Annotated in this window: 7 protein-coding genes; 5 read left to right on the top strand and 2 right to left on the bottom strand. The window is 66.9% G+C overall.

Annotation, left to right across the window (positions count from 1 at the left end):
- Positions 1-224: biotin/lipoyl-containing protein (locus tag AC27VN_RS21940; RefSeq protein ID WP_490877887.1), on the bottom strand; the 224-nt coding region annotated here is incomplete at its 3' end.
- 49 nt (positions 225-273) lie between these two features.
- Positions 274-3,000 carry a pyruvate dehydrogenase (acetyl-transferring), homodimeric type gene (gene aceE / locus AC27VN_RS21935; protein WP_490877886.1) on the bottom strand — a complete coding sequence of 909 codons (2,727 nt, stop codon included), beginning with the start codon at positions 2,998-3,000 and terminating at the stop codon, positions 274-276.
- 215 nt (positions 3,001-3,215) lie between these two features.
- Between aceE and AC27VN_RS21930 the strand changes: the two genes are divergently transcribed.
- From AC27VN_RS21930 to AC27VN_RS21910, 5 genes are all read left to right on the top strand, one after another.
- Positions 3,216-5,756, top strand: coding sequence for a PAS domain-containing sensor histidine kinase (locus AC27VN_RS21930; RefSeq protein WP_093342651.1), 2,541 nt, complete (start codon positions 3,216-3,218; stop codon positions 5,754-5,756).
- On the top strand, positions 5,753-6,385 hold the full coding sequence (locus tag AC27VN_RS21925) for a response regulator transcription factor (protein WP_057593667.1): 633 nt from the start codon (positions 5,753-5,755) through the stop codon (positions 6,383-6,385). Before AC27VN_RS21930 ends, AC27VN_RS21925 begins: the two co-directional genes overlap by 4 nt.
- 80 nt (positions 6,386-6,465) lie before the next feature.
- Complete coding sequence (gene folD, locus AC27VN_RS21920; protein ID WP_296797854.1) at positions 6,466-7,317, top strand: bifunctional methylenetetrahydrofolate dehydrogenase/methenyltetrahydrofolate cyclohydrolase FolD; 852 nt, start codon at positions 6,466-6,468, stop codon at positions 7,315-7,317.
- Between the two features lie 5 nt (positions 7,318-7,322).
- Positions 7,323-9,380 (top strand): M3 family metallopeptidase, encoded by a 2,058-nt coding sequence (locus AC27VN_RS21915; protein WP_490877885.1) that lies wholly within the window; start codon positions 7,323-7,325, stop codon positions 9,378-9,380.
- A 30-nt stretch (positions 9,381-9,410) separates the two neighbouring features.
- Positions 9,411-9,886 (top strand): glutaredoxin family protein (locus AC27VN_RS21910; RefSeq protein WP_490877884.1); only part of this gene is annotated, 476 nt, incomplete at its 3' end.

The raw sequence follows: 9,886 nt of genomic DNA, 5'->3' as shown, positions 1-9,886 counted from the left end.
ACCAGCACCACCGAACCTTCCTTCACCTTGCTGCCGACCTCGACCTTGAGTTCCTTGACCACGCCGGCGGACGACGACGGAATCTCCATCGAGGCCTTGTCCGACTCCACGGTGATGAGCGACTGCTCGGGCTTGACCGTGTCGCCCACTTTCACCAACACCTCGATCACCGCGACTTCATCGAAATCGCCGATGTCGGGTACCTTGACTTCCACTGCTGCCATATCGTTTGTCTCCCGCCGGAAGGCGCGTCCTGGTTGTGGGGAATCGTGATTACGCGTAGAGCGGGTTCACCTTGTCGGCGTTGATGCCGTACTTCTTGATCGCCTCGGCCACCTTGGCGGCCGGCAGCACGCCGTCCTCGGCCAGGGCCTTGAGCGCGGCCACCACGATGTAGTGGCGGTTGACCTCGAAGTGCTCGCGCAGCTTGTTGCGGAAATCGCTGCGGCCGAAGCCGTCGGTGCCCAGCACCTTGTAGTTGCGGCCCTTGGGGATGAAGGGACGGATCTGCTCGGCGTAGGCCTTCATGTAGTCGGTCGAGGCGACCACCGGACCGGTGCTCGCTGCGAGCTGCTTCGCCACGAAGGGCACGCGGGCTTCCTCGGTCGGGTGCAGCAGGTTCCAGCGGTCGGCGTCCTGGCCGTCGCGCGTCAGCTCGTTGAAGCTCGGGCAGCTCCACACCGATGCCGAGACGCCCCAGTCCTGTTCGAGCAGCTCCTGCGCGAAGAAGCTCTCGCGCAGGATGGTGCCGCTGCCGAGCAGTTGCACGGTCGGCGCTTCCTTGCCCTTGGCGGCCTTGATCGCCGGGCCCTGCCGCGTCAGGTACATGCCCTTGATGATCTGTTCCTCGGTGCCGGGCTGCAGGCCGGGCATCGGGTAGTTCTCGTTGAGCAGCGTGATGTAGTAGTAGACGTTGTCCTGCTTCTCGACCATGCGCTTCAAGCCATGGTGCAGGATCACGCCGACCTCGTGCGCGAAGGTCGGGTCGTAGCTCACGCAGTTCGGGATGGTGTTGGCCAGGATGTGGCTGTGGCCGTCTTCGTGCTGCAGGCCTTCGCCATTGAGCGTGGTGCGTCCCGAGGTGCCGCCGAGCAGGAAGCCGCGCGCCTGCATGTCGCCGGCCGCCCAGGCCAGGTCGCCGATGCGCTGGAAGCCGAACATCGAGTAGTACACGTAGAACGGCACCATGATGCGGTTGTTGGTGCTGTACGAGGTCGCCGCCGCGATCCAGCTCGACATGCCGCCGGCTTCGTTGATGCCTTCCTGCAGGATCTGGCCGGCCTTGTCTTCCTTGTAGTACATGACCTGGTCCTTGTCGACCGGGGTGTACTGCTGACCGTGCGGGTTGTAGATGCCGATCTGGCGGAACAGGCCTTCCATGCCGAAGGTGCGCGCCTCGTCCACGAGGATCGGCACCACGCGCGGGCCCAGGGCCTGGTCGCGCAGCAGCTGCGTGAGGAAGCGCACGTAGGCCTGCGTGGTCGATATCTCGCGGCCTTCGGCGGTGGGTTCGAGCACCGCCTTGAAGGTGTCGAGCGCGGGCACGGTGAAGCTCTCCTCGGCCTTGACGCGGCGGTGCGGCAGGTAGCCGCCCAGCGCCTTGCGGCGCTCGTGCAGGTAGCGCATTTCCGGCGTGTCGTCGGCGGGCTTGTAGAACGGCAGCTCGGCGATCTGGCTGTCGGGGATCGGGATGTTGAAGCGGTCGCGGAAGGCGCGAATGTCGTCGTCGTTGAGCTTCTTGGTCTGGTGGACCGTGTTCTTGCCCTCGCCGATCTTGCCCATGCCGAAGCCCTTGACGGTCTTGACGAGCAGCACCGTGGGCTGGCCCTTGTGGTTCTGGGCCGAGTGGAAGGCCGCGTAGACCTTCTGCGAGTCGTGGCCGCCGCGTTGCAGGTTCCAGACCTCGTCGTCGCTCAGGTGCTCGACCATCTTCAAGGTGCGCGGATCGCGGCCGAAGAAGTTCTTGCGCACATAGGCGCCGTCGTTGGCCTTGAACGACTGGTAGTCGCCGTCGTTGCACTCCATCATGATCTTGCGCAGCGCGCCATCATGGTCCTTCTCGAGCAGCGCGTCCCAGCCCTTGCCCCAGATCAGCTTGACCACGTTCCAGTTGGCGCCGCGGAACTCGCCTTCGAGCTCCTGGATGATCTTGCCGTTGCCGCGCACCGGGCCGTCGAGGCGCTGCAGGTTGCAGTTGATGACGAAGATCAGGTTGTCGAGGTTCTCGCGCGCCGCCAGGCCGATCGCGCCCAGCGATTCGACCTCGTCCATCTCGCCGTCGCCGCAGAAGACCCAGACCTTGCGGTTCTCGGTGTTGGCGATGCCGCGGGCATGCAGGTACTTGAGGAAGCGTGCCTGGTAGATCGCCATCAGCGGGCCCAGGCCCATCGACACCGTGGGGAACTGCCAGAACTCGGGCATCAGCTTGGGGTGCGGATAGCTCGACAGGCCCTTGCCGTCGACTTCCTGGCGGAAGTTGAGCAGCTGCTCCTCGGTCAGGCGGCCTTCGAGGTAGGCGCGGGCATAGATGCCGGGCGAGACGTGGCCCTGGATGTAGAGCAGGTCGCCGCCGTGGTTCTCGCTCTCGGCGTGCCAGAAGTGGTTGAAGCCGGCGCCGAACATGCTGGCCAGCGAGGCGAAGGAGCCGATGTGGCCGCCGAGGTCGCCGCCTTCGGCCGGATGGTGGCGGTTGGCCTTGACCACCATCGCCATCGCGTTCCAGCGCATGTAGGCGCGCAGGCGCTGTTCGATCTCGAGGTTGCCGGGGCTGCGGGCTTCCTGCGAGGTTTCGATGGTGTTGACATAGCCCGTGTTGGCAGAGAACGGCATGTCGACCGTGTTCTGGCGGGCGTGTTCCAGAAGCTGTTCGAGCAGGAAGTGCGCACGCTCGGGGCCCTCGCTCTGGATCACGGCGGACAGGGCATCCATCCACTCGCGCGTTTCCTGGGAATCCGCGTCGTTCGCGGCCGGGCCGAATTGCTTCTCGGGATTTGCCGACATGCTTGTCTCTCCTTTTGGGGCTGTGGGCGTAATTTAGGCGCTCTGCGTGTGAGCGCGCGGAGTGTCGCACAGAAATAATGAGATTTCAAATAGTGCGTATAGATTTCTTAATGTGACATTTTGACGATTTTCTGCCAGCCCTAGACCGTGCCGGGACCAGTGCCACCGTCGATAACCCGGGCCTTGGGAAGCCCGCCACCTAATAAACTCCCGCAATGCCTTTTTCCTCCCCGCTGGCCGTGGCCCGCAGTGCCGTCAACGCCTCGCCGCTGTCGTGGTGGCGCCGCTGGTGGCGCCGCCAGACCCCGGTGCTGCAGGACGCCGTCGCGATGCTGGCCCCGATGGCCGCCGTGCTGCTGTTCCTCGCGGCGATCGTCACCGCCTTCTGGTATCTGCGCACCGAGGAGGTCGAGCGCGAGCAGGAATCGGTGCGCCGCGACGTCGAATACGCCCAGCAGCGCCTGCGGCTGCGGTTGCTGGAACGCCAGGAGCAACTGATGCGCATCGCGCGCGATGCCTCCAACCGCGAGATCGACCCGATCGAGTTCACCAGCCGCGCCGAATCGCTGGTGAGCCAGTTCCCCGAGCTGCAGACCATCACCTGGATCGACGACCGCCGCCGCTTCAAGGCCGGCTATGCCGCGCCCAGCGTGCATCCGGCGCAGCAGCACCTGATCGGCGACGTGCTGCGCCCCGGCGACATCGAGAGCAACTACGCGCTGGCGCGCGAGCTGCGCCAGCCGGTGTTCTCCCAGCCCGCGGCCGGCGGCGATCCGCCGGCCATGCTGCAACTGCACATCCCGCTGTTCGACCAGGGCCTGTTCGCGGGCGTGGTGCTCGGCGAGTTCTCGGTCGATGGCCTGCTGCGCTACGGCATGCCTTCCGAGGTGCAGGCGCGCTACGCGGTGTCGCTGCTCGACGCCAAGGGCAAGGTGATCGCGGGCAACACCGCCAACCTGCGCGAGACCGGCGCGCGCCTCTTGCCCTGGAGCGAACGCACCAACGAATACGAAGTGCCGGTCTCGCCCGTGGGCAACGCGCTGGTGCTGCGCGCCCAGGCCTACCGCACCTCGCAGGGCGTGGTCGGCAACGGGCTGTTCTGGCTGGTCTGCGCGCTCAGCGTGCTCACCAGCTGGATGCTGATCGGCACCTGGCGCCACACGCGCCGCAGGCTGCAGGCGCAGCAGCGGCTGGTGGCCGAGACCAACTTCCGCCGCGCGATGGAGAACTCGATGCTGACCGGCATGCGGGTGCTCGACCTGCAGGGCCGCATCACCTACGTCAACGCCGCCTTCTGCGCGATGACCGGCTGGGCCGAGGAGGAACTGGTCGGCCAGACACCGCCCTTCCCCTACTGGCTCGAGTCCGACCGCGAGATCATGAACGAGCGACTCGAGGAGGAACTGCACGGCCGCGCCCTGCCCGGCGGCTTCCAGGTGCGCGTGAAGCGCAAGAACGGCAGCGTGTTCGACGCGCGGCTGTACGTCTCGCCGCTGATCGACGCGCGCGGCCACCAGACCGGCTGGATGACCTCGATGACCGACATCACCGAGCCCACGCGCATCCGCGAACAGTTGTCGGCCTCGTACGAGCGCTTCACCACCGTGCTCGAGGCGCTCGACGCCGCGGTGTCGGTGGCGCCGATCGGCAGCGAGGAGCTGCTGTTCGCCAACAAGCTCTACCGCCTGTGGTTCGGCTCCGACACCGTCGGCCACCTGGGCATGGTGGCGCAGGCCGGCGTGCCGGCCTCGAACGCGCACGATGAAGGCCTGGACGACGTCGACCCCTACGCCGGCCTGCCGATCGACACGCTGACCGCCGCGCAGGCGGCCAACAACGAGATCTTCGTGCCCGAGCTCGGCAAGTGGCTCGAGGTGCGCTCGCGCTACCTGACCTGGGTCGACGGGCGCCTGGCGCAACTGGTGATCGCCACCGACATCACGCCGCGCCGCGATGCCGAGGAACAGGCCGCCGCGCAGGCCGACCGCGCGCAATCGGCGAGCCGGCTGATCACCATGGGCGAGATGGCCTCGAGCGTGGCGCACGAGCTGAACCAGCCGCTGACCGCGATCAGCAACTATTGCAACGGGATGATGTCGCGCATCAAGAGCCAGTCGATCGACAACGATGCGCTGCTGGCCGCGCTCGAGAAGACTTCGAAGCAGGCCCAGCGCGCGGGCCAGATCATCCAGCGCATCCGTTCCTTCGTGAAGCGCAGCGAACCCAACCGCACGCCGGCCGACGTCGCGACCATGGTCAGCGAGGCGGTCGAGCTGGCCGGCATCGAGCTGCGCCGGCGCAACGTGCGCCTGAACCACTACGTGGCCGCGCGGCTGCCGATGGTGCGCGTCGACCCGATCCTGATCGAGCAGGTGATGGTCAACCTGCTGAAGAACGCGGCCGAGTCGATCGACCTCGCCGAGCGCCCGCTGGCGCGGCGCAGCGTCGAACTGCGCGTGCTGCCGAAGGTGATCGAGGGCCACAACGCGATCGAGTTCTCGGTGCAGGACACCGGCAAGGGCCTCGCGCCCGAGGTCATGGACCGGCTCTACGAGGCCTTCTTCTCGACCAAGCCCGAGGGCATGGGCATCGGGCTGAACCTGTGCCGCACCATCGTCGAGTCGCACCGCGGCCGGATGCAGGCGGAGAACATCTACAATGGCCCGGATGTGATCGGATGCCGTTTTTCCTTCTGGATTCCGGTGTTGGACGCTATCAGTTCCCTAGCAAGTGACGAGGTAAAGGTACCTGCATGAGTTTGATTCCGAAAAAGGGCACTGTGTATGTCGTCGATGACGACGAAGCGGTACGCGATTCGCTCCAATGGCTGCTCGAAGGCAAGGACTACCGGGTCCGCTGTTTCGATTCCGCCGAGTCCTTCCTCTCCCGCTACGACCCCCGCGAGGTGGCCTGCCTGATCGTCGACATCCGCATGGGTGGCATGACGGGTCTGGAGCTGCAGGACCGGTTGATCGAGCGCCGCTCGCCGCTGCCGATCGTGGTCATCACCGGCCACGGCGACGTGCCGATGGCCGTCGACAGCATGAAGAAGGGCGCGATGGATTTCATCCAGAAGCCCTTCAACGACGAGGAACTCGTCGCGCTGGTCGAGCGCATGCTCGAACATGCGCGCGGCGCCTTCACACAGCACCAGCAGTCGGCCAGCCGCGACGCGCTGCTGTCCAAGCTCACGGGCCGCGAGGCGCAGGTGCTCGAGCGCATCGTCGCCGGCCGCCTCAACAAGCAGATCGCCGACGACCTCGGCATCAGCATCAAGACCGTCGAGGCGCATCGCGCCAACATCATGGAGAAGCTCAACGCCAACACCGTGGCCGATCTGCTGAAGATCGCGCTCGGACAGGCGGCGCCCGCTGCCAAGGCCTAGAAGCCGGCTATCTGTTCGATAGCGATGCATGACCCCCACGCCTGCGCAAGCGGGCGTTTTTACTTGGAAAATCGAAACCGATGACCGCCCAACTGATCGACGGCAACGCCCTCGCCAAAACCATCCGCGCCGAAGTCGCCGGCCGCACCGCGGCGCTCAAGGCCCGCGGCGTGAACCCGGCCCTTTCCATCATCCTCGTGGGCGAGGACCCGGCCAGCCAGGTCTATACCAAGCACAAGGTCAACGACAGCACGCAGACCGGTCTCTCGGCCACGCTCGAGACCTACCCGGCCGACCTGAGCGAGGCCGACCTGCTCGCGCGCATCCGCGTGCTCAACGACGACCCGGCGGTGCACGGCATCCTGGTGCAGCTGCCGCTGCCCAAGCACATGGACAGCCAGAAGGTCATCGAGACCATCTCGCCCGCGAAGGACGTCGACGGCTTCCACGTCGCCAGCGCCGGCGCGCTGATGACCGGCGCGCCGGGCTTCTGGCCCTGCACGCCCTTCGGCTGCATGAAGATGCTCGAATCCATCGGCTACGACCTGCGCGGCAAGCACGCGGTGGTGATCGGCCGCAGCAACATCGTCGGCAAGCCGATGGCCATGATGCTGCTGGCCAAGAGCGCCACCGTGACCATCTGCCACAGCGCCACGCAGGACCTGGGCGCCATCACGCGCCAGGCCGACGTGATCGTCGCGGCCGTGGGCAAGCTCAACCTCCTCACGGCCGACATGGTCAAGCCCGGCGCGGTGGTCATCGACGTCGGCATGAACCGCAAGGAAGACGGCAAGCTCGCGGGCGACGTCGACTTCGACGGCGTGAAGGAAGTCGCCGGCTGGATCACGCCGGTGCCCGGCGGCGTCGGCCCGATGACGCGCGCCATGCTGCTCGCCAACACCCTTGAAGCGGCCGAACGCGTCGCCAAGTGAACACCATGGCCACCTCGAACAACCCCCTCCTCGATTTCACCGACCTCCCGCTGTTCGACCGCATCCGGCCCGAACACGTCGCCCCCGCGGTCGACGTGCTGCTCGCCGATGCCGAGACCGCGCTGCAAACGGTGACGGCCCCCGACTTCCCCGCGAGCTGGAGCGCGATCTCCAAGGTGCTCGACGTGGCCTCGGAACGCTTCAGCCGCGCCTGGAGCGCGGTCGGCCATCTCAACGCCGTGGCCGACACGCCCGAGCTGCGCGCCGCCTACAACGAGGCGATGCCGCGCGTCACCGCGTTCTGGACCCGCCTGGGCTCCGACGAGCGCCTGTACGCGAAGTACAAGGCGATCGACGTCGCCACGCTCGATGCCGAGCAGCGCCAGGCGCATCGCAACGCGGTGCGCAACTTCGTGCTCGGCGGCGCCGAGCTGCAGGGCGAGGCCAAGCAGCGCTTCGCCGAGATCCAGGAACGCCAGGCCGAGCTGAGCCAGAAGTTCAGCGAGAACGCGCTCGACGCGACCGATGCCTTCGCCTACTACGCGCAGTTCGGCGAGCTCGAGGGCGTGCCCGAGGACGTGGTCAACGCCGCGCGCGCCGCAGCCGAAGCCGAGGCCAAGGACGGCTACAAGCTCACGCTCAAGATGCCCTGCTACCTGCCGGTGATGCAGTTCGCCAAGAGCAGTGCGCTGCGCGAGACGCTCTACCGCGCCTACGTCACGCGCGCCAGCGAACTCGGCGACCCGGCCTTCGACAACACGGCCCTGATCGGCGAGATCCTCGCGCTGCGCGAGGAAGAGGCCAAGCTGCTGGGCTACCGCAACTTCGGCGAGCTCTCGGTGGTGCCGAAGATGGCCGAGTCGCCCGAGCAGGTGGTGAAGTTCCTGCGCGACCTCGCCGCCAAGGCCCGCCCCTACGGCGAGCGCGACCTCGCCGACCTGCGCGTTTTCGCGTCCACCCAGCTGGGCCTGGCCGATCCGCAGCCCTGGGACTGGAGCTACGTCGGCGAGAAGCTCAAGGAAGCGCGCTACGCCTTCAGCGAGCAGGAGGTCAAGCAGTACTTCCCGGCGCCCAAGGTGATGGCGGGCCTGTTCAAGATCGTCGAGACGCTGTTCGAGGTCTCGATCCGCCGCGACAGCGCGCCGACCTGGCATCCGAGCGTCGAGTTCTACCGCATCGAGCGCGGCGGCCAGAAGGTCGGCCAGTTCTACCTCGACCCCTCCGCGCGTGCCGCCAAGCGCGGCGGCGCCTGGATGGACGACGTGCGTGCGCGCTGGCTGCGGCCCGACGACGGCCGGCTGCAGACGCCGATCGCGCAACTGGTCTGCAACTTCGCCGAGGGCGTGGGCGGCAAGCCGCCGCTGCTCACGCACGACGACGTGACCACCCTGTTCCACGAATTCGGCCACGGCCTGCACCACATGCTCACGCAGGTGAACGAGCGCGACGTGTCGGGCATCAGCGGCGTCGAATGGGACGCGGTCGAGCTGCCGAGCCAGTTCATGGAGAACTTCTGCTGGGAGTGGGACGTGCTGAGCCACATGACGGCCCACGTCGACACCGGCGAGCCGCTGCCGCGCGCGCTGTTCGACAAGATGACCGCGGCCAAGAACTTCCAGAGCGGCATGCAGACGCTGCGCCAGATCGAGTTCTCGCTGTTCGACATGCTCTTGCACACCGAGTACCACGCCGCGGCCGCGAAGCCCGGCGACGTGCTCGCGCTGCTGGCCCAGGTGCGCGCCGAGGTGGCCGTGATGCCCTCGCCGCCGTTCAGCCGCACGCCGAACACCTTCAGCCACATCTTCTCGGGCGGCTATGCGGCCGGCTACTACAGCTACAAGTGGGCCGAGGTGCTGAGCGCCGACGCCTACGCGGCCTTCGAGGAAACCGTGGGCGCCAACGGCGAACCCAGCATCGAGACCGGCCGCAAGTATCGCCAGGCCATCCTCGAGGCCGGCGGCAGCCGCAGCGCGATGGAGTCGTTCAAGGCCTTCCGCGGCCGCGAACCCCAGCTTGATGCGCTGCTGCGACACCAGGGCATGGCCGAGCCGCAGCCGGCTTGATGCGGCGCTGAAGCTTGAGATACTCGGGCCATGCGCCCGATTTACAAATTCTCACCAAGTCGCCTGACCGGTTTCGTCCTCCTGCTCGCCGTCGCGGGCGCGATGGCGCAACCGGTCTACCGGCAGGTCGACAAGAACGGCCGGGTCACCTTCTCGGACCGCGCGCCCACCGCCAGCACCGAACCGGCCGCCAATGCGCAGCCGGCGCCGAGCGCCGCCGCCAACGCGGGCCTGCCCTACGAGTTGCGCCAGATCGCCCAGCGCTATCCCGTGACGCTCTACAGCGGCGACGAATGCAGTCCCTGTTCGATGGCGCGCACGCTGCTCGTCACGCGCGGCATTCCGTTCCAGGAACGTACGGTGAACAGCAACCAGGATGTGGAGGCGCTGCAGAAGCTCAGCGGCCAGAATTCGCTGCCGCTGCTGACCATCGGCACGCAGCAACTGCCCGGCTTCTCCGACACGCAGTGGGCGCAGTACCTCGACGCGGCCGGCTATCCCAGGAG

Source organism: Variovorax sp. 20P10.2.4 (assembly GCF_058244205.1).
Note: the sequence above shows the minus strand (reverse complement) of the source record. Positions and strands in the feature narration are given on the sequence as shown.

Excerpts from the sequence above, each read along its gene's own strand:
- aceE (WP_490877886.1), bottom strand. The coding sequence starts at position 3,000 with ATGTCGGCAAATCCCGAGAAGCAATTCGGCCCGGCCGCGAACGACGCG.
- AC27VN_RS21930 (WP_093342651.1), top strand. The coding sequence starts at position 3,216 with ATGCCTTTTTCCTCCCCGCTGGCCGTGGCCCGCAGTGCCGTCAACGCC.
- AC27VN_RS21925 (WP_057593667.1), top strand. The coding sequence starts at position 5,753 with ATGAGTTTGATTCCGAAAAAGGGCACTGTGTATGTCGTCGATGACGAC.
- folD (WP_296797854.1), top strand. The coding sequence starts at position 6,466 with ATGACCGCCCAACTGATCGACGGCAACGCCCTCGCCAAAACCATCCGC.
- AC27VN_RS21915 (WP_490877885.1), top strand. The coding sequence starts at position 7,323 with ATGGCCACCTCGAACAACCCCCTCCTCGATTTCACCGACCTCCCGCTG.